Genomic DNA, 20497 nt, shown 5'->3' with positions numbered 1-20497 from the left:
ATAAAAACCGCTTCCAGCGGAGCTATTTCACGTACTACCTTGATTTTGGTCTGAATCGACCCCTGACAAGTTGCGCGTACAGGTTGACTTCTGACCCTAACTGACTGTATTTATGACACTTATTGGGATAAACATTCAGTGAATAAAACCATTCAGTTAATAAAAACAACCAGTTAGAAAAAAAAGCAAGATTTTGCTCATCTTTGAACGGTGCTTACTCAGTAAGATCAATAAAAGTTGATGTATTGCGCATCATTAAGCGTAAGACAAGGTATAGAAAAGTAAATGAACGGGTTAATAAAAAAGCTCTTTTGCTATACAGGTCTGTTTCATGCGTAGTTCACCCGGGGTTTTTTCATTATCCCAATACAATTGACTATATGATGTTGGTGAGTGATTTCTTCTGTAGCTGTTACCAGCGGCGAGTAGGGTAAGACGAGGCAGGAACAACGAAGTCAGCACGACGAGTGCCGCCGTTTTTTAGTTGCTGGCAGTGATATCTTCTAGGTTGGAAATCACGCTCATCACCTCTGCCAAGTTGCCAATTTTTACCTCGCTGGTGCGGTTGATTTTACTTTTGTCTAGCAGCAGCAACGATTGCAGGGCGCGTTTGAGCAGCAGGGATTTGAATTCGGCGTTAGTGCTGTTGGAATCCCATAACACACCTTGTTTATCAAGACCCTCACAAGAGAAGATAAACAGGTCGATTTCCAAGGCTTTGAGCTGGGAAACCAGGGCCGGATTAACATAACAGGCATATTTTCGTTGCAGCAGACCACCTGAACTGATCAGTTGAATATGCTGGCGTTTGGTCAGTTCCTGGCAAATACGCACGCTGTTAGTGAACACGGTGAGGTCGATATCAGGCAGTTGTTTCGCCAGATACCAGCAGGTTGAGCTGGCATCAAGCGCAATCAGCATGCCGGGTTCGATCCACGAGAGAGCCTGGCGGGCGATATCCGCTTTGCTGCTGAGGTGACTTTTCAACCGGGCACTGAAGGGGTCGCCACTGTCTTGGGTATCGCGTTTAATGATCTTGGCTCGCCCATGCTGGCGAATGATTTCACCTTGCGCTTGTAGCATATTCAGGTCGCGTCGTAGGGTTTCCTTGCTGACAGATAAACGTGTGGCGAGTTCTTCGGTCGCCAAGGTTTCATGCTGCCGCAGCAGTTGTACGATACGCTGATGACGCGCCATTTTCATGCAGGGGTAACCCCTTTTTTCAATAAGATATTGCCATATTTTGCCCTTTCCCCAGTGATAACAATCGCAAACGCTGTTTTTGCTCGTTGATAAAACGCAAAACGGTCGATGCGCACTATCGGCTGTGGCGTCGTAGGCCCAGCACCAAACAGTGCCTGCAAATAACGCTGTTCTACACTAGGGTCCAGAGCATCGCCCGCTACCGGGGCCATCATCACCAGAGGTGGCGCGTAGCTGTCGAGCTCAAACAGGGGAATAACAGCAACGAGTAGATCGCTTACGGCTAAACCGTCTGCGTGGATCACCTGCGGCCCTAAACTGTGAGCTGGGAAATGGGCATCAGAGAAAATGATTTCATCGCCATGGCCCATTTCGGCGAGGGTTTTTAATAACTGGGGCGAAATCAATGGGGAGATATTTTTTAGCATCGTCGGTTCCTTCTAAAATCATCAGTGCTCAGCAGCGAAACTCTGGTATAAAGCGCTTTGCTCACCGGGATAGTAAGTGTGATAGCGATAATTCACCTGCTGTCGGGCTTCTTCCGGCGAGTGGTAGAACCGCGCGCCACTCCAGGCAAACATGGCGGCCCCAAGCACGGTGGTTTCAGCTTCTTGCAGCACCTTGACTGGCATATTCAGCACATCTGCTTTGATTTGGTTCCACAAGGCATTACGGCTACCGCCGCCAACCAGTTGCAATGCCTCGGCCTTGAAGCCACCAATTCGTTCCAGCACCGACAGGTTATGGCGCAGTTGCCAGCTCAGCCCCTCCAGTGCAGAGCGATAAAAATGGCCACGATTGGTATGTAAGCCAACACCGTACCAGCCCGCTTGTGCCTGCTGATCGAGCAAGTGGCAATTCATACGCAAACCTTCTGAACCGGGGGGGATTGCACGCGCTTCAGCAATCATCTGCCCATAAACCTCAGGCAACGCCTCATTGCGCCAGTAGAGTTGCCGCACCCATTCCAGCACCCCCGATGCCAGCCACTGCAGGCCGGGGTTAAATAAACCCTGGCAGCTATCCAGCTCGCAGGTTGAACCTGAAAAATGCGGTAATAACGAGGTATTTACCTGCGGGGTGCGCACCATCAGAATTTCCCAGGTGCCGGACGATAACACCGGTTGCTGTAACCCGGCACCGGAGCCAAATAGGGCAAATTGAGTATCATGCCCGGCGGAAATCACCGGAATACCGGCAGGCAGCGCTAAACGTTCAGCCATGTGTGGCAACAGACGACCAATCTGTTCACCCGCACTGATTAACGGAGGGAATAGCGTTGCGGGCAGACCGATACGCTGCAAAATGGTACTGCTGAAATGTTCTTCACGCACATCAAGCAGTTGACTGGTGCCCGCCATGGTGCGGTCAGTGGTAAATTCCCCGGTGAGGCGCTGGTTGATCAAAGAAGAGATAAATAGCCAAGCGTGGGCCTGTTCCAGATATTCAGGATGGTTCTGCTTTAACCACAGCAGTTTGTACAAGGTATTAAAGCTGAATTGGCCGATGCCTGAAATGGTTTGTAATTCGCTTGGCGTAATGTAGTCAGCAATATTTGCCATAATCGCCGCTGTTCGTGGGCATTTCCAGCTAATAATCGGGTAGAGCAGTTGCCCGTTTGCGTCCACCAGCGCCCCATCAACACCGAAAGTGGTCACTGTGAGTGCATGAATACGATCCCCCTGCAACTGTGGGGCGATCTGCTGGCTGCACTGAGCGAAACGCTGCAATATGTCGTCCAGTGACCAGATATGCCACTGGTCGTTTTCCATTGCGGGTTGGCTAGTATTGGGGGTGGCCGCTTTGGCGACCACTTCTCCCTGCGCATTTACCGCAATAGCGCGCACATTGGTGGCACCGCAATCCAGGACAATGACAATATCACGGTTCATTATGATTCCTCGTTTACCCGTTGCCAGGCAAGCTGCAGAAGACGAGCTTGGCTGCAACTTGCCTCAACGGGGATACACCACGCCACTATTTGGCAATGACGGTGTTAGCGCTTATACAGCGGGCCATAGTTCTGGCAGGCGCGGTAGTCCTGGCCTTCTAGATCCATACCATGTGCCGCCCAGGCGGACGGGCGATAGATGTCACTCTGTTCCACGTTATGCATACAGACGGGAATACGCAGCATGGCGGCCAGGGTAATCAGATCAGCGCCAACATGCCCGATGGTCAGTACGCCGTGGTTGGCCCCCCAATTAGCCATTACTGAATAGACATCAGTAAAAGGCCCGTTGCCTGTCAGGCGTGGGGCAAACCAAGTGGTTGGCCAGGTTTCGTTGGTGCGTTTGTCCAGAGCGTTGTGCATCTCTGCGGGTAATTCAACGCTCCAGCCTTCGGCAATTTGCAGCACTGGCCCAACACCTTTGACGATATTGACCCGTGACAGGGTGAATGGCACGCCACCCCGGGTCAGGAAACGGGAGGAGTAACCACCGCCACGGAAATATTCATGAATTGCCGGGCACCATTGAGTTGCTTGCAGGCACTGGTCGGCTTCTTGCTGGCTGATTTGCCAGTGCGGCTTCATGGTGGGATTACCCTGGCTGTCTGATTGGCGGCAGGTGCCATCCAGCGCTGCCGAACCGGAGTTAATCAGGTGGATAATGCCGTTTTTGGCTTGACCAGTCAGTTCACTACCGGTGACACGCTTAACCGCTTCAGGTGACCAATAGGTACGGACATCGGCAAACACCTGTGCGGTGCCGGTCAGCATATGGCCGAACAGCATGGCAACACCGTTGAGACTATCGTTTTCGGTGGCGACAACTAAGGGTTCACGCACCCCGTTCCAGTCAAATGAACTGTTGAGCAGGGCTTCTGCGGTATCACCGTTAGGGTATTGATCTGTCCAGTGGCGCTGACCTTGGAAACCGGCAGCAATGGCGTTGTAGCCTAATGATTCTTCAGTGAAACCTTTTTCTGCCAAAGCCGGGTTACCCTGCATCATGTCACGGATACAGATGGCCATCAGCAAACTCTCACGCAGAACCGCGCGGTTGCTTTCTGGTGAGCGCCGATACTGTTCCGAGTTCAAATCTGGTCCAAAACGGAAATGTTGATCTGCCCATGCCAGCGCCAGTGCCAGTTCCTGTTCATCGTAAATTTTTTGATCAATGCGGCGGCGTAGTTCGGTCATATCCACCGCTTGTACTTTCATTCCGAGCCAGGATTCAAAGAAATTGTGGTCAACAATGGAACCGGCAATCCCCATTGAAACACCGCCAACTGACAGATAACTTTTGCCTTTTATGTTGGCGACAGCCAAGCCAGTGCGGGCAAAGCGCAGCAGTTTTTGTTGTACATCAGCAGGGATCTGGTTATCGCCACTATCCTGCACGTCATGGCCGTAAATGGAGAAGGCCGGAATGCCTTTCTGACTATGGGCAGCCAGTGCTGCAGCCAAATAGACCGCGCCTGGGCGTTCTGTGCCATTAAACCCCCAGATAGCTTTGGGGCGTAATGGGTCCATATCGATGGTTTCACTGCCATAACACCAGCAGGGGGTCACTGTGATGGTGAGCCCGACATTTTGGCGGCTGAACTTTTCTTCGCAGGCGGCAGACTCCGCCATACCGGCGATGCAAGAGTCGGCAATAATGCACTCAACAGGAGCGCCACAGGGGTGGTGTAACTGTTCACTCAATAGCTGAGCTGTGGCTTGTGCCATTTTCATGGTTTGCTCTTCGAGTGACTCGCGTACCCCCATACGGCGCCCATCAATCACTGGGCGAATACCAATCTTGGGTAAAGTCGTTAAACGGTTCATTGTGATCCCTCGCGCTGATAAATCTTTTAACTGTTTTAGGTGATAGCATTTCGCGCTGCTGACAGCATAAATAGCGTGAAATAGCACTGCTTTTTGTTTTGCTAACTCGATGTAGCATAGATATCTGTCAGTGATATAGACAATATTTTTATTCGTAAACTGTGATGTCTTTCACGACTCGGCGCAATATCGGTTAATAGGGAAAAGGCATAAACCGAGGTAAATAAAAAAAGTTGTTTATTTTCATTGGAATAAACTATTTCAGTTGAGCGTCATCACAATTTGACGTCAAAGTGTTTGTCTGGATGACGGAGTTTGCATAGGTTTATCTAGAAATTGCTAATTCGAGTTAGCTAAAAATGTCGAGCGGGTTCTATGCCCCAGGTTCTGGCGAAAAATAGTCTCCATGCCAGCCAACCCCTGATCTGATGGGCATGTGTCTTTCCCGTTTTCTACCTATTGCGACACTTGATTCAAGGGAAAGAAAGCGCCATGTCAGATAATTTTTTGCAGATGAATCATATTACCAAGCGGTTTCCCGGTGTGGTGGCATTAAATAACGTCAGTTTTAATTTACGTCGTGGAGAAGTTCATGCACTGCTAGGGGAAAATGGTGCGGGTAAATCAACACTGATGAAAATTCTTTCTGGAGTTTATCAGCAAGATGAAGGGGAAATTATTTTTGAAGGTAATAAGGTGGCATTCCCCAGCCCACTGATAGCGCAAAACTTAGGGATCACCATTATTCACCAGGAGTTTAATCTGTTCCCAGACTTAACGGTGGAAGAGAATATTTTTATTGGCCGGGAGTTTTGCAAGAATAACCGTTGGCAATTAGATGTCAGAAAACAACGCGCCCAGGTGATTGATATCCTGGCGAAGTTAAATTTGAAAGTAAAACCGGAAATGCGGGTGGCGGACCTTACTGTGGCTCAGCAACAAATGGTGGAAATTGCTAAAGCGATTTCGGTTAATGCCAAAGTGTTGATCATGGATGAGCCCACTGCCGCATTGACAGAAAGTGAAATCGATAGCCTGTTCCAGGTGACGCGCTTACTCAAAGCACAGGGTACTGGTGTGGTTTATATCTCCCACCGCCTTGAGGAGTTGGCGCTGATTGCTGACCGGGCCACGGTGATGCGCGATGGCAAGTTTATCGCCACGGTGGATTATGACTCGGTACAGATTAGCGACCTGATCGCGATGATGGTGGGGCGCGAACTGGGGGATATTTACCCGCGTCGCCCGGCTTTCACCGGCAAAGATAAAGTGCTGGAAGTGAAAAACCTGCAGCGTAAAGAGGTATTGCGGGATATCAATTTCTCCCTTTATCGCGGTGAGATCCTCGGCCTGTCTGGGCTAATGGGCGCAGGGCGGACGGAACTGGCCAGAGCAATATTTGGTGCCGATAAAATTGATGGTGGCGAAGTGTGGCTCAATGGGAAATTAACCCACATTAACCATGTTTCTCAGGCCATTGAGCAGGGCATTGGCTACTTGACGGAGGACCGTAAAAAAGAGGGGTTAGCGCTTGGCCTGTCAGTTGAATTGAATATCATGCTGGGTAACTTCCCTGAATACTCCAATCAATTTGGGATTGTTAAAGAAAAGCAGTGCCATGAGGTCAGCCAGCAATTAGTGAAAACGCTGAGGATTAAAACGCCCCATTTACAACAGGCTGCGCTCTATTTAAGTGGAGGGAACCAGCAAAAAATAATTATTGCCCGGTGGGTGTGCAAAGACACCGATATTTTAATTTTCGATGAACCAACACGCGGCATTGATGTTGGTGCAAAGTTGGAAATTTATGAATTAATGAACCGATTAGTACAAAAAGGGAAATCTATCATCATGATCTCCTCAGAATTACCGGAAATTATTGGCATGTGTGACCGTATTTTAGTGATGCGCAATGGCCGCATTACTGGCGAGTTAAATAACGCCAGCGCCACACAGGAAAGTATCATGAAATATGCGACGTTAGAGGATTGAATCATGACCGACTCATTAACTCCCGCCACCCCGTTGGCGAAACCGCGTAAAATCAATAAAGCCCTGCTGATGCGCTTGGCACCTTTATTAAGTCTGGTATTACTGGTGATCTTTTTTAGTTTCAGCTCGCCGTACTTTTTTAAAACTGAAAATATTATGACCATCGCCCTGCAAACCTCGGTGATTGGCATAATGGCGATTGGCGTGACTTACGTGATCATCACCTCCGGCATTGACCTTTCATTAGGCTCAGTGGTGGCGTTTGCCGGTGTGGTGGTTGGGCTGTGTGCTTCTTTTAGTATGCCGCTGATAGTTTGTGTGATTGCCGGCATGCTAGCGGGTGGGCTTTGCGGTTGCGTCAATGGGCTGCTGGTGACTCGTGGCAACATTCCGCCGTTTATCGCCACCCTCGGGCTGATGATGTCCGTGCGCGGCATCAATATGGTGATGACGGATGGGCGAGCCATTTACTTCTCTGATTATCCAACTTTTAAACTGCTTGCCCAAGGGCGCTTGTTCGACGTGTTGCCTTACCCGGTATTTTACCTGGTGATCATCGCATTAATTGCCGCCTACATTCTTAAGAAAACAGTGATTGGCCGTTATGTCTATGCGGTGGGGAGTAATGAAGTCGCAGCGCATTTATCCGGCATTAAAGTTCAGCGGGTGAAAGTGTTCGTTTATGCCTTCTGTGGTTTGTTGACTGGTATTGCAGGCGTGATCCTCGCTTCGCGCTTGAACTCTGGGCAACCCACCGTGGGGGTAGGCTATGAACTTGAAGCCATCGCCGCTGTGGTTATTGGTGGTACTAGCCTGATGGGGGGCGTGGGTACCATCGGCGGCACGATTATTGGTGCATTTATCATGAGTGTGCTGAAAAACGGCCTTAACCTGATGGGCGTCTCTCAATTCTGGCAAATGGTGGCGATGGGCATTGTGGTCGTGGCTGCGGTCTATCTCGATACATTACGTAAAAAAATGCGTTAACCCTGATGAAATAACATTTGTTGAAATAACAGCAGAAAAAACCGCGTTACTCGGCAATAAAAACCACAACATACGGAGCTAGTTACATGAAGAATAAAACTATTTTAAGTACCGTATTACTGACCACGCTGCTGGCCAGCACCGCCTACAGCAAAACATTATCACTTCCAGTGGTGAGTAAAGGCTATCAGCACGAGTTTTTCCAGACAGTGAAAATGGGGACGGAAGATGCCGCGAAACAGCTTGGTGTCACCACCAGTTTTGTTGGCCCAGCGGATGAAACGCAAATCGCTGAACAAATCCAGTTGTTGGAAAATACTATGGCGAAAAATCCAGATGGCATTCTGCTAGCCGCGCTGGATGCCAACGCCTTGGCGCCTTTGGTAGAAACCGCCAATAAAAATGGCATCAAAGTGGTCACCTTTGATTCCGGTGTGAACTCTTCATTACCGGTTAGCTTTGTCGCGACCAACAACGTAAAAGCAGGTGCCGAGGCAGCCGATGCCCTGGCGGCGGAAATTGGTGGCAAAGGTAAAGTCGGGGTGGTGGCGCATGTTGCTGGCACCACTTCGGCCATTGAACGTACCGAAGGCTTTGCCAAGCAGATGAAGGAGAAGTATCCGCAGGTAACAGTACTAGCGGTTCAATACAGTGATGGTGATCCACAGAAAGCGATGGATAAAACCATCGACATGGTGCAAGCCAACCCGGATCTGGCGGGGGTCTATGCCACCAACGAAGGGTCTACCTTAGGGGTGGCAAACGCGGTGGATAGCTTAGGCATTAAAGGCAAGGTGAAAGTAGTAGGGTTTGACAGTACCGAAGCCATCATCAACTTCTTGAAGTCGGGGGTTATTCAGGGCTTTGTGGTGCAGGATGCCTACCAGATCGGCTATCAGGGGATTAAAGCGCTTGATGACGCCATCAATGGAAAAACGGTGGCCAAAGTGATCGATATCCCGGTGAAATACGTCAGCATGAAGAATGTTAACGAGCCAGCGGTAGATAAGTTACTGCACCCATTTGGTAAGAAACAATAGCGTTGCCTTGAATCATCTGATTTACCTATGGGCGGCAAACCGTTCAGCAACCTTCGCAGGGGATACACCGGTGTGTACCCCCTGCGTAACCAACAATCCGCTAGTTTGAGTTAACTTGGCTATATGTATTGAACATCTGTTATATAATGACCATAATTTTCAATAACAGATATCTCCGGGAAAAACAGTAATGGCCAAGACAGTAGAACAGATTGCAACTGACCTGAATTTGTCAGTTACAACCGTGAGGCTGGTATTAAGTAATAAAGCGCAGCAGTATCGCATTAGCCTTAAAACACAAGCCCGGATTAATGAGCATGTAGAGCGTTATGGCTATACGATTAACCATTCTGCCCGTAGCCTGAAATTAAATAAAACCGACACCTTAGGGTTAATTATTCCCTGTATTTCAAACGTATTCTTCGCCACACTGGCAGAAAAACTAGAATTACGTTGCCGTAAATCCGGCTTTCAGTTAATGATCAGTTGTACTTATAATGATGTCGATTATGAAAATAAATTGGTCACCGCGTTGATTGCCCGTAATGTTGATGGCCTGTTTATTACCCCTTCCACACTGGAAAATCAGCAGCATCATTTACGGCAGGTAAAAAAACCGCTGGTGTTACTGGATCGCGATTTTAAATTTACCGATAACGCCCTGGTTGAGTCAGATAACTTTGCCGGGGCGGTCATGCTAACCGAAGCGATGTTGCAAGCAGCTAAAACCCCGCTGTGGTTTTTAGTGGGAGATACCGCGTTGCCGAGCATTAATGATCGACTACAGGGTTATCTGCACGCATTACAGCAGGAGCACCCCGGTGAGCCACAATGGGTTGAGCAAACGGATGAAAATACCCCTGAAGGTGGCGCACAATTGATGAAGCAACTTATTGCTCGCGGCGGTGTGCCAGAAGCCTTTATTGCTTCATCGTTACCCATGTTGGAAGGGGCGATCAAAGCGCTTCGTGAGCACTGTGGTGATATCCCACATCATATTAATATCGGTACCTTTGATGAACACCCGATGCTGGGCTTTTTATCCAATAATGTCTGGTCAATGCAACAGGATGAAGATACCTGGGCAGAAAAAGCATTTGAATTAATGCAACAGGCCATTGATGGTCAACCCGCACGACGTACAGAAAAAGTGACCATGAAACTGATTAAGCGTCGTTGTAACCTCTGATCATTATTCTCGCCTTAAATCTGCCGGTTAACCCTATTTATTGACCTTATTTTTACCGGCAGGCACCCATTTATTTAAAACGCCAGCTAACAAATGCCCGTTTGCGATTAATTAACCTTAAACGGGCATTTTTTATTGCTGTTGTGATTCTGTTTTTAAATAAATAGGGCGATTATATTGAGCTTTGTCACATATTTTTATCTGAAATTTTATTATTAACTGAGGCCGGTTGAATATCAGTGCATACCTTCACTTGATTTTTAATTTGAGCAACGAGGCAAAAAATGGCAAGAGATAAACTCGCTCACGACATTATTCACACCTGCTTAGAGATGACTCGCTTGGGGCTTAACCAAGGCACGGCGGGTAATGTGAGTGTGCGTTACCAAGACGGTATGCTGATTACCCCCAGCGGTATTCCCTATGAGGATCTGACGCCTGTGCACATCGTCTATATTGATGGCAACGGCAAACATGAAGCAGACAAGGTCCCTTCCAGTGAATGGCGTTTTCATCAGGCGGTTTATCAAACACGGCCAGATGCCAATGCAGTGGTGCATAACCACGCTATAAATTGCACCGCGGTCTCGATTCTTAACCGGCCCATCCCGGCTATTCACTATATGATTGCCGCCGCCGGGGGGAACTCTATCCCATGCGCTCCTTATGCCACCTTCGGCTCAAAACCGCTTTCTGAGCAAGTTGCCGTTGCGCTGAAAAACCGTAAAGCCACGCTATTACAACACCACGGGATGATCGCGTGTGAAGCCAATCTGCAAAAAGCGCTGTGGCTGGCTCATGAGGTTGAAGTATTGGCGGAACTTTATCTGTCAATCTTACCGATTGTTGATCCCGTACCAGTGTTATCTGATGAAGAAATAGCCATTGTATTGGAGAAATTTAAGAGCTATGGCCTGCGGGTTGAAGAGTAAAACGCAAACGGCGGGACACTGTTTTTCTTACTACGGAGCTTTTCATTATGGCAAATCGAATGATCTTGAATGAAACCGCATGGTTTGGGCGTGGCGCGGTCAACCAACTGGCACCCGAGGTTAAACGCCGGGGATACCGTAAAGCGTTGATTGTCACCGATACCACCTTGGTGGCCTGTGGTGTGGTTGCAAAATTGACCTCGAAACTGGATAAAGCTGGCCTTGATTATCAGATATTTGATGCAGTTATGCCCAATCCGACCATCCGCGTAGTACAGCAAGGGTTAGCAGTATTTAAGGAGAGTGGGGCGGATTACCTGATCGCCATCGGCGGCGGCTCACCACAGGACACATGTAAAGCGATTGGCATTATTACTGCCAACCCAGAGTTTGCCGATGTCCGCAGCCTGGAAGGTGTCGCGCCCACTCAACGCCCCAGCGTGCCTATTTTAGCGATTCCTACCACTGCCGGTACGGCGGCAGAGGTGACGATTAATTACGTCATCACCGATGAAGAGAAACGCCGTAAATTTGTTTGCGTTGACCCTCATGATATCCCGTTAGTGGCTTTTATTGATGCCGATATGATGGACAGCATGCCCGCCGCGCTGAAAGCGGCGACCGGTGTGGATGCGCTGACCCACGCCATTGAAGGGTACATTACCCGTGGCGCATGGGAATTAACCGATACTTTGCACCTTAAGGCGATTGAAATTATCGCCCGTTCATTACGGGATTCAGTGGCTGGCAATTCAGATGCCGTAGAAGATATGGCGTTAGGGCAATACATTGCCGGGATGGGGTTCTCTAATGTGGGCTTAGGGTTGGTCCACGGTATGGCACACCCACTGGGGGCGTTTTATAACACGCCACACGGCGTGGCTAACGCGATTTTACTGCCTCATATCATGCGCTATAACGCGCAATTTACCGGGGAAAAATACCGCCAAATCGCCCAGGCAATGGGGGTGGATGTTTCACAAGCGACCTTGGATCAGGCGCGTGAGTTAGCGGTGAACGCGGTTGAAGCACTCAACCAGGATGTGGGCATCCCCGCTTCGCTTGAACAGATAGGTGTACGAAAAGAAGATATTGCACAACTGGCGCAGGCGGCATTTGATGATGCCTGTACCGGTGGTAACCCGCGCACCGCCACCTTGGAAGAGATTGCAGCACTCTATCGGGCCGCGTTTTAGCGCGTTAGGGTAACGAAATAACCATGCCGGGCTATAGATTAGCCCGGCATGATTTAGCGGGCAGGTAATATCAGGCTTTAACCATCACGTTCATGCCGCGGTAGCTGACCTTTTGGCCATCAACAATTTTGCAGCGTTTACGTGTTTCCACCTGGTCGTTAACTTTTACCAACCCTTCAGCGATCACTTCTTTAGCACCACCGCCGCTGTCACACCAGCCCTGTAACTTCAATAGATCACACAGTTCGACGTGAGGGTGATTTTCCAGATTAAAAATGTCCATACTGCCTTAACTTAGTTAGGTTGAATGTCGTGATATTCCTCGCAGGCTTGCAAGGTATTTTGGATCAGTGTTGCTACCGTCATTGGGCCGACACCACCCGGCACCGGCGTAATATAGGCTGCCCGTTGGCTGGCGGCTTCATAATCTACATCCCCGACGACTTTACCACTTTCCAGGCGGTTGATACCGACATCGATCACAATTGCACCCGGTTTGATCCACTCGCCAGGAATAAACCCGGGTTTACCGACGGCGACAATCAGCAGATCCGCATGTTCCACATGGTGGCGCAGATTCTTGGTGAAACGATGGGTCACGGTGGTGGTACAGGCAGCCAGCAACAGCTCCATACTCATTGGGCGGCCGACAATGTTGGACGCGCCTACCACAACGGCATTCAGGCCATAGGTATCGATATTGTAGCGTTCCAGCAAGGTGACGATCCCCCGTGGGGTACAAGGGCGCAGTTTGGGGGCGCGTTGACACAACCGGCCAACATTGTAAGGGTGGAAACCGTCAACATCTTTATCCGGCAGGATGCGCTCTAACACCTTTACATTATCAATCCCTGCCGGTAACGGCAGTTGCACCAGAATGCCATCGATCTCAGTATCAGCATTCAATTTATCGATCAGCGCCAACAGCTCTGGCTCGGTAGTAGACGCGGGGAGATCGTATGAGCGCGAGATAAAGCCCACTTCCTCACAGGCTTTGCGTTTGCTGGCGACATAAATCTGTGAAGCCGGGTTCTCGCCCACCAACACCACCGCCAGGCCTGGAGCCCGTTTGCCGGCGGCAAGGCGCTGTTTAACTTGTGCAGCCACTTCATTTCTAACCTGCTGCGCAATCGTTTTACCATCAATAATCTTTGCTGACATCAGTGAGGAAATCCATCATTTAACAAAAGCGGGGGGAATAGGCCTATTTTGTCAGAAGAGAGGCGCGCTGTCAGGCTTTGAATCGGCGTTAGTGCGAAAACCAACCAGAGAACCCTGGTATTTTCCTTTCTATACAATCAAAGATGGAGGGCGGCAACTTGAGTGAACATCGGTTATATCAGAATGTTATGCACGAAAAATCACCATAAAACACGCCTATTGCCGTCAGGTTATGAAAAGGCATTGACTCAATAACCACTGACCGTATAATCCCAACCCGCAACCTCGGTTGCCGCATCCATTTCTCAATGCGCCCTTAGCTCAGTTGGATAGAGCAACGGCCTTCTAAGCCGTAGGTCACAGGTTCGAATCCTGTAGGGCGTACCATTTTGAAGTAAACCAGACTCTACTGAATTCTCTTTTTATCCTTTATACTCCCTGATACTACTGAATTTTTCTGTCACGAGCTCTATCGAGGTCAACCCAGTTATACCCAAATCAAGAGGTGACTGGGGGCCTTTGAGGGGGCTCATCTCGTTCAATGGAAATTAGGGGCCCCCTATGCCACTAAATGCACGACAGATTGAGACCGCTAAACCAAAAGAGAAAGAGTACAAGCTTACCGATGGTGGAGGGCTGTACCTGTTAGTAAAACCCAACGGCGCGAAATACTGGCGTTTGAAGTACCGTGTTTTGGGTAAAGAGAAAAAGCTTTCTATTGGTGTCTACCCTGATATCTCTCTGGCTGACGCTCGACAGAAACGTGAGGACGCACGTAAGGTTGTCGCTTTAGGCGGTGATCCAGGAGAGGAGAAAAAAGCAGAAAAGCTGGCTAAAAAAGCCAATGTAGAAAACACCTTTAAAGCCATTGCGTTAGAGTGGCATGAGTATAAACGACCCAACTGGTCGAAAGGCTATGCCGAAGATCTAATGGAAGCGTTCGAGAATGATATTTTTCCTGATATCGGTAAACGGCCCATTGCTGAAATCAAGCCGCTTGAGGTACTCAGTTCGCTGAGAAAACTCGAAAAACGCGGGGTGCTCGATAAACTGCGTAAAATTCGCCAAGCCTGTAATCAGGTATTTCGCTATGCGATTGTTACCGGTAGAGCTGAGACTAACCCAGCTTCTGAATTGGCAAGCGCTTTGACCGCGCCTAAATCCATCCATTATCCCCATTTGTTAGCTGACGAACTCCCCAATTTCTTGCAAGCCCTTGCCGCGTATTCTGGTAGCCCTATAACCCGACTTGCGACACGTATTTTGATGCTGACGGGTGTTCGTACTGTCGAACTACGCCAGGCCGAATGGAAAGAGTTTGATTTTGATAAACGAGTTTGGGAAGTGCCGGTAGAAAGGATGAAGATGCGTCGTCCGCATTTGGTCCCCTTATCCGACCAAGTTGTGGCGTCACTTCGTGAGATTCAAGCGGTGACTGGCCGTTACAACTTGGTTTTTCCGGGCCGCAACGACATCACTAAACCGATGAGCGAAGCGAGTATCAACCAGGTACTGAAACGGCTTGGTTACCACGGGAAGGCAACAGGGCACGGCTTCCGGCATACGATGAGTACTATTCTGCATGAACAGGGCTATAACACGGCTTGGATCGAGTTACAGCTTGCGCATGTGGATAAGAACACCATTCGTGGCACGTATAACCATGCGCAGTATTTGGAGCAACGGAGGGACATGTTGCAGTGGTATGCAAACTACATCGATAACCTGGAAAGCGGGAGCGTAATACTAATGCTATCTGTAGCTCAGTAATAGAACGTAAAAAAGCCAACAGCACCAGTGATAATACTGGTGCTGTTGGTTTCTAGTAAGTGTCATTTTTTTGCTGTCAATGCCGCTCGGTGTGTAAGAAAACTATCAAATAACACGTTACGCCCGATGGGGTATGACACCAAGGTTGAAGTCTGTGGCCACGGCTTCAGAACCATGGCCTGTAGTTCATTGATCGAGTCGGGTTTATGGTCGAAAGATGCCGTTGAGCGGCAGATGAGCCATATGGAACGCAACTCTGTGTGGGAGACTTATATCCATAAGGCTGAGCATCTGGATGAACGCAAGCTAATGCTGCAATGGTGGGCTGACTTCTTGGATGTGAATAGATAGAAGATGATTAGTCCGTTTGATTTTGCCAAGTTCGGACGATGATTGGCGATGGCTTTCGCTGTACCATGAGTACTATCTTGCATGAGTGAGAATAGTACCCTACATGGTTAGAGGCGCAACTTGCACATGTGGAGAAGAACAGCATCCGTGGGACTTATAATCATGCTCAATATATGGATCAACGACGAGAGATGATGCAGTGGTATGCGGATTATATGGACAGTCCAAATAGCATTTCATAGTACCGCTATAGTTGATGATTTTGGTGTATTTTCAAACATGTTGTCATGGTGCGCTCGTACTCTGCATCGGTGCTCGGCCTTGTGGTTGGAAGCTTGTAACCCTTACGGTTTAAGGTATGGCGTAAAGTGGCTCACTATTGTGACAAGTTATTTAGAGCAGGGAGCAAGTGTGGTTGAGGGAGGTTGGAACGTTGTTTTAATAGATAATAGAGTTAAATCAGCAGTAAAGATGGCTAGCCATCTTTACTGCTATTGGATGATAAAAAGGTGAAAACAAGCCAACAACGTCAGTGATGATCTGACTTTGCTGGCTTTAATCGATTCACGTTTTTTTGCCATTGTTTCGTCAACGTCGCTTGGAGAGGGCGAAAGCCATCAACAAGGCACTACGCCTGAGGTTGTGGACATCTTTCAGTCAATGGTGTGACGTTCCCAGTGCCGGTTACGCCGCATACCCTGCTCCCACAGTCACACAATGCACATGTTAAATATCCCGAAGATGATGCCTTAATCAATTAGATTGTTATGCAGTTACCTCGATCGTATTTATAGTTAAAATTGTGGATTTAACGACCGATATGAGCGTATTATACAAAAATTGTTTTTCAAAAAAATACTTATGTTTTTACCTTGAGTTTGTGTGTGTTTTTAAAAGTTATTTTACTGATAAGTTCATTGATTTTAATTAAAAGGAAATAAATCATGATAAAAATAACATCAATTGGCTACGATAGAGTAATAAAAAGCCTGGTTCTCAATGCAGAAGCTAATTATGAGCTTGCTATAGAAAAACTGTTCCCCCTGATAGACAGATATGATTCGCAGAGAAAATTACAGAATAAGAAATTCTATGAAAGGTTAAGCAAGGATTTAGTAAATGGATGCTTAATGCCTGCGTTAACATTAGCTTTTGTTGAACAAGGAAATGATTTATATAGTGATCGAGACATCGATAAAATAGAGAAATTCATAAATGAAAATATATCTAAAGGATATGTTTTAGACGGTATTCAAAGGCTAAATACATTGAATGGTGTTAAAGAGAACCCAAACATTGATTTATGTCAAAAGTTATATTTGAGCATTATAGTATCCAAGAAAAAAGATATGTTGCTTTACCGAATGATTACTCTCAATAACGGTCAAAAACAAATGTCTCCAAGACATCAGATCGAAGTTTTAACAGAGGAAATGTTGGATTATCAAACCGTTAATATCACTATACAAACTGAAAAGAAAAAGGCAGAAAATTCAGTAGAAGGAAGTTATGATATGGCTGATGTGGCCAAGGCATATTTAGCATTCTTTACTGGTAATGTAAATAATGAAAACAATAAAATAATTAGTGAAAAAATGGATGAAATAATCTTAGGGAGAATAATGTCCCATGAAGTGATTGAAAAAGAGGTTCAGTTTGATGATGTAGTAAAGTTTATGGATAAAATGGCTTCCGATCCTACAAATAAAAAATGGTTTGGGGTTAGTAATAACATGATTGGTTTTGCGGTTGGGTATTCCGAAGGCTATTCATACATAGAAAAACTTTCCGTAGAGGAATTTAAAAACCATATTGAAGCCTTTGACAGAGCATTTGCTAGTATCAACCCTTCAAAAGTTAATTTAGGGAAATTTAGACGCAACTTGAGCCACAAATATTTTGCTAAAGCTGATATACTCCGTGATGATTATGATGAGATTTTGGGTTATTTTATTGAAGAAACGGAGTCGAACTAATCATGGGGATGAAAATTGAACTTATTGAGATATCGGAACCTTGCAGTTCAATATTTAGACTGGATGAGAGTTCCCCAGAGTTAATCAGGATTTTTCGTCTGCTTTCAGGGACATGTAAAATGAAGGCATATGATACAATAGTTGATCTAGAAATTAATTATTTTTTCCCTTTAAATGAGATTGAAACCTGCACCACCGAAAATATTGAGGGAAACACGGAAGCGATACAACAGGAAAATGATAGCATAACTAAAAGTCACTTGGAGTTTTTGAATGGTTATGAGGACGGTGGGAGACTTCAGCATTATAACACATTCATAAAAGTTAATAAATTCAAAAATAGAAATTTCTACAAGTCATTTTATCAAGAAATATGCAGTGCGGTTTATAATGTTCAAGTAAAAAACAACACACTTGCATTTGTACATATTTATAGGGCATATGAAAGTATATCGTATGCATTTCCAATGATTTATAGCTCTTTGACAGATAATTATCATAATACGTTTAATAATTTAAGGAAATGGTTCTCCTCTGGTTCATCTGATAATACTGGTGAGCTTAAGTTCTTGAGTAATTTCATTAAAGACGTCTTTAAAAATGATGAGTTACTAGATAGCTCCTTTGATATTAATATTATTGGTGATGAAAATTATAAAAAAAGAGTATTCAATGCACTAAAGGAAAAAATACTCCCTTTAAAAAAACAAGAGGCATACGCTGAAAACCACAGTGAACCTGATGTATTTTCAATCCCATTCTCAATGTTTCACACTTTCTTGATAACCTTAAGGAATAGGTTTTTCCATTTTTCTCACTCTAATAATAGTAATATAAATTTAGATGATATTGATGATGCTGAATTGTTTTTTCCATTAGTAAATAAGCATGCAATACAATATATAACAACGTTATTTCATGCAATAGTATGGCATAGTATAATAATGGAGCAAGATATCGTTAGCGCGGAAGAGAATACGACATAAATTGTTTCCTCGCTACTTTGTAAGAGAGTGATGAACTCGCATTGTTAACAATGTAAGCATCCGTGGTCTCACCTTTAGTAAGTAGCCTTATTGCTTATTCTGTTGGCGCTGGTCAGGCGAAGGTTTTTTTTGCGAAGGGTAGCAGTTCGTCTGGTTGGCTATTTTTCCATGTCGGAAGATGGGTAAGAACGAAGCGCAACTAGGTAAAAGGCTCGATACTATTTTGTTTGGCGGTTTGCAGCAGGCTCATGATACCGGCCATGCGCTGCCCGGTATTGTAGCATCCGAAAAAATATTATTCAGACAAACCTGCACTTCATCTAATGTCATTCCTGGCCGTAATGTAATCGCACCAAATCGGAATTTTCCTCGGTATTGTGGATGAAACAATCGACCCGGCACTGACATTTTCTGAAAGTTATTGTCAAGAACGGGAGTATGTGGAGTCAGTAGATATGCAGCGGTAACTATCTCCTCTATATTGCCATTATTCGCTTCTTGGACAAGCGCATCCCGGTATGTATGGATTGAACTCAGGGCATCATTTAGCCCTTCATCAATTCGATACTTTGCATCGAGAATGATCATTTTTTTTTCTGGGCCTCCTAAACCTGTACCAGAAAAAACAACATCAGGGATCATAACTCGACTAAAGCTCCCCTCTCCATTAGGTTCAATCCAATACTCTCTATATCGACGTTGAAAACAAATTATCTTATCAGGACCTATGGGGATAGTAATAGCCCCGGTACTAAGTGTAACATTGTTGTTGCTGCTTAGAGTAAATAGCTTACTAAGATCAACTTCTTTTTGGCCGAATTCCTTTATAGCTGCATTTAATAAGCGTAGGAAACACCAAAGCTCATAAAGTTCGTGAGTTTTAGCTAGCGGCATTTGTAAAAAATCACCAAACAATGCAGCTAACCCAAGATTCATATCTTGCCATAGACGATAGAAACGGTTATATTTCGGGTCATTCCGAAATAATGATGACATACACAATTCTGCCCGTGCTTCACTGACTTCAATTAGGAATGGAGAGTTTGCCGAATTATTGAGTTTATGGGCTATTTTTTTAGTGCGAATTGCCCAGTTATTAATATTTTTATTTTTTTCGAGAGCGTTAACGGTTATTGTTTTTTCTAATATATCAGCAATATTGGAAAGCCATGCGGCCCATGATTTAAGACAGGATTTAATTTGTCTATGTTCTGGTATATCGATATTATTACAACGCTGTCGTTGTTTAATCTTAGCCGGAAGACGACCTCTAAGTATTTTTGGTAATATTGAAGGTGTAATAGTTTCCGTCAGTATCGTGCCCGAACGGAAGGATTTAAGAATTTCAGGACCTGTTGCGCGAATTACACGATGTACTGGGATTGATACATCTTTTGCATATAAACTATGTCGAGGTGAGTGGGAAATTGCATCTATAGCCTCTGTTATTTCTTCCACGCGTGAGCGCAGAAACTCAAGTCGAGCGAGAGGGGGGGCTTTGTTTCCGGATTGGTGCGCGATACCTTTGCGAAATGCGCTTAGTGAGAATAGTGAAAAAGTATCCTGCAATATTTCACGCACCATCGTGTCAAAATCATTGCGTGTAAGTTTTCGCAGATCGGGATCTGTAGTTATTTCAAAACGATAATAACCTATGTCAGGAATATGTAACATGGCTTCAACAAGACCTGCATGAAACCCTGGCTGCCAACGCCAACGTGCGTTATCCGCGTGCTTTGATCTTAAAGCTTCAATAGGTATATCATCAATAAAGAGATCTGCAATTGATGCATTCTCACAACCTCGGAGTTCAAACAGGTATGAATTACCTTCCCTGATTGAGCCAGCAGGAATTGTTTCAGGAATAGGCCACACTTTCCAAAAAATTTCACTTCCTTCTGCCTGAATATACAGTTCTGACATATGTCACCGCATTGAT

The 20497-nt window shown here is 46.2% G+C and carries 16 protein-coding genes, 1 tRNA gene and 2 pseudogenes; 12 read left to right on the top strand and 7 right to left on the bottom strand.

What is annotated here, in order from left to right; translation table 11 throughout:
* Nucleotides 1–480: 480 nt before the first annotated feature.
* The 4 genes from fucR to fucI all read right to left on the bottom strand — a co-directional run bounded on the left by fucR (nucleotide 481) and on the right by fucI (nucleotide 4978).
* Nucleotides 481–1203 carry an L-fucose operon activator gene (fucR, locus tag IO95_RS04285; protein ID WP_023492334.1) on the bottom strand — a complete coding sequence of 241 codons (723 nt, stop codon included), beginning with the start codon at nucleotides 1201–1203 and terminating at the stop codon, nucleotides 481–483.
* Complete coding sequence (fucU, locus tag IO95_RS04280) at nucleotides 1200–1631, bottom strand: L-fucose mutarotase (RefSeq protein WP_023492332.1); 432 nt, start codon at nucleotides 1629–1631, stop codon at nucleotides 1200–1202. The genes fucR and fucU overlap by 4 nt, the downstream gene beginning before the upstream one ends.
* Before the next feature lie 21 nt (nucleotides 1632–1652).
* Nucleotides 1653–3095 carry an L-fuculokinase gene (gene fucK, locus IO95_RS04275; RefSeq protein WP_023492330.1) on the bottom strand — a complete coding sequence of 481 codons (1443 nt, stop codon included), beginning with the start codon at nucleotides 3093–3095 and terminating at the stop codon, nucleotides 1653–1655.
* Nucleotides 3096–3199: 104 nt separating this feature from the next.
* Nucleotides 3200–4978, bottom strand: a complete 1779-nt coding sequence (gene fucI / locus IO95_RS04270; protein WP_023492328.1) for an L-fucose isomerase — start codon at nucleotides 4976–4978, stop codon at nucleotides 3200–3202.
* 492 nt (nucleotides 4979–5470) lie between these two features.
* On the opposite strand from fucI, the gene IO95_RS04265 reads away from it, so the two are divergent.
* The 6 genes from IO95_RS04265 to fucO all read left to right on the top strand — a co-directional run bounded on the left by IO95_RS04265 (nucleotide 5471) and on the right by fucO (nucleotide 12314).
* Nucleotides 5471–6970, top strand: a complete 1500-nt coding sequence (locus tag IO95_RS04265) for a sugar ABC transporter ATP-binding protein (RefSeq protein ID WP_023492326.1) — start codon at nucleotides 5471–5473, stop codon at nucleotides 6968–6970.
* A 3-nt stretch (nucleotides 6971–6973) separates the two neighbouring features.
* Entirely contained in the window at nucleotides 6974–7957 is a 984-nt protein-coding gene (locus tag IO95_RS04260; RefSeq protein WP_023492325.1) for an ABC transporter permease, read from the top strand.
* A gap of 86 nt (nucleotides 7958–8043) precedes the next feature.
* Nucleotides 8044–8997: an ABC transporter substrate-binding protein gene (locus IO95_RS04255; protein WP_023492323.1), complete on the top strand. Its 954-nt coding sequence runs from the start codon at nucleotides 8044–8046 to the stop codon at nucleotides 8995–8997.
* 190 nt (nucleotides 8998–9187) lie between these two features.
* The gene (locus tag IO95_RS04250; protein WP_037384022.1) at nucleotides 9188–10186 is read left to right on the top strand and encodes a LacI family DNA-binding transcriptional regulator; all 999 of its coding nucleotides are present in this window, start codon (nucleotides 9188–9190) and stop codon (nucleotides 10184–10186) included.
* Between the two features lie 284 nt (nucleotides 10187–10470).
* Entirely contained in the window at nucleotides 10471–11118 is a 648-nt protein-coding gene (gene fucA, locus IO95_RS04245; RefSeq protein ID WP_023489229.1) for an L-fuculose-phosphate aldolase, read from the top strand.
* 47 nt (nucleotides 11119–11165) lie between these two features.
* On the top strand, nucleotides 11166–12314 hold the full coding sequence (gene fucO / locus IO95_RS04240) for a lactaldehyde reductase (RefSeq protein WP_037384019.1): 1149 nt from the start codon (nucleotides 11166–11168) through the stop codon (nucleotides 12312–12314).
* A 70-nt stretch (nucleotides 12315–12384) separates the two neighbouring features.
* Here the strand turns inward: fucO and ybcJ are convergent, their stop codons facing one another.
* Entirely contained in the window at nucleotides 12385–12597 is a 213-nt protein-coding gene (gene ybcJ / locus IO95_RS04235; protein ID WP_023489231.1) for a ribosome-associated protein YbcJ, read from the bottom strand.
* Between the two features lie 11 nt (nucleotides 12598–12608).
* Entirely contained in the window at nucleotides 12609–13475 is an 867-nt protein-coding gene (gene folD, locus IO95_RS04230; protein ID WP_023489232.1) for a bifunctional methylenetetrahydrofolate dehydrogenase/methenyltetrahydrofolate cyclohydrolase FolD, read from the bottom strand.
* 310 nt (nucleotides 13476–13785) lie between these two features.
* Between folD and IO95_RS04225 the strand changes: the two genes are divergently transcribed.
* From IO95_RS04225 to IO95_RS04205, 6 genes and pseudogenes are all read left to right on the top strand, one after another.
* Nucleotides 13786–13862, top strand: a tRNA-Arg gene (locus IO95_RS04225).
* A 174-nt stretch (nucleotides 13863–14036) separates the two neighbouring features.
* On the top strand, nucleotides 14037–15245 hold the full coding sequence (locus IO95_RS04220) for a tyrosine-type recombinase/integrase (RefSeq protein WP_023489233.1): 1209 nt from the start codon (nucleotides 14037–14039) through the stop codon (nucleotides 15243–15245).
* A gap of 108 nt (nucleotides 15246–15353) precedes the next feature.
* Nucleotides 15354–15596: pseudogene (locus IO95_RS25775) on the top strand (tyrosine-type recombinase/integrase); the annotation flags it as partial.
* 44 nt (nucleotides 15597–15640) lie between these two features.
* Nucleotides 15641–15838, top strand: a pseudogene (locus IO95_RS23865) (tyrosine-type recombinase/integrase); the annotation flags it as partial.
* A 702-nt stretch (nucleotides 15839–16540) separates the two neighbouring features.
* Complete coding sequence (locus IO95_RS04210) at nucleotides 16541–17572, top strand: hypothetical protein (RefSeq protein WP_051791100.1); 1032 nt, start codon at nucleotides 16541–16543, stop codon at nucleotides 17570–17572.
* Nucleotides 17573–17691: 119 nt separating this feature from the next.
* Nucleotides 17692–18558, top strand: coding sequence for a hypothetical protein (locus IO95_RS04205; RefSeq protein ID WP_152554895.1), 867 nt, complete (start codon nucleotides 17692–17694; stop codon nucleotides 18556–18558).
* 246 nt (nucleotides 18559–18804) lie between these two features.
* On the opposite strand, the gene IO95_RS04200 is transcribed toward IO95_RS04205, so the two are convergent.
* Nucleotides 18805–20481: a DUF2357 domain-containing protein gene (locus IO95_RS04200; protein WP_037384007.1), complete on the bottom strand. Its 1677-nt coding sequence runs from the start codon at nucleotides 20479–20481 to the stop codon at nucleotides 18805–18807.
* Between the last annotated feature and the right edge of the window lie 16 nt (nucleotides 20482–20497).

Source organism: Serratia sp. DD3, assembly GCF_000496755.2.
Note: the sequence above shows the minus strand (reverse complement) of the source record. Positions and strands in the feature narration are given on the sequence as shown.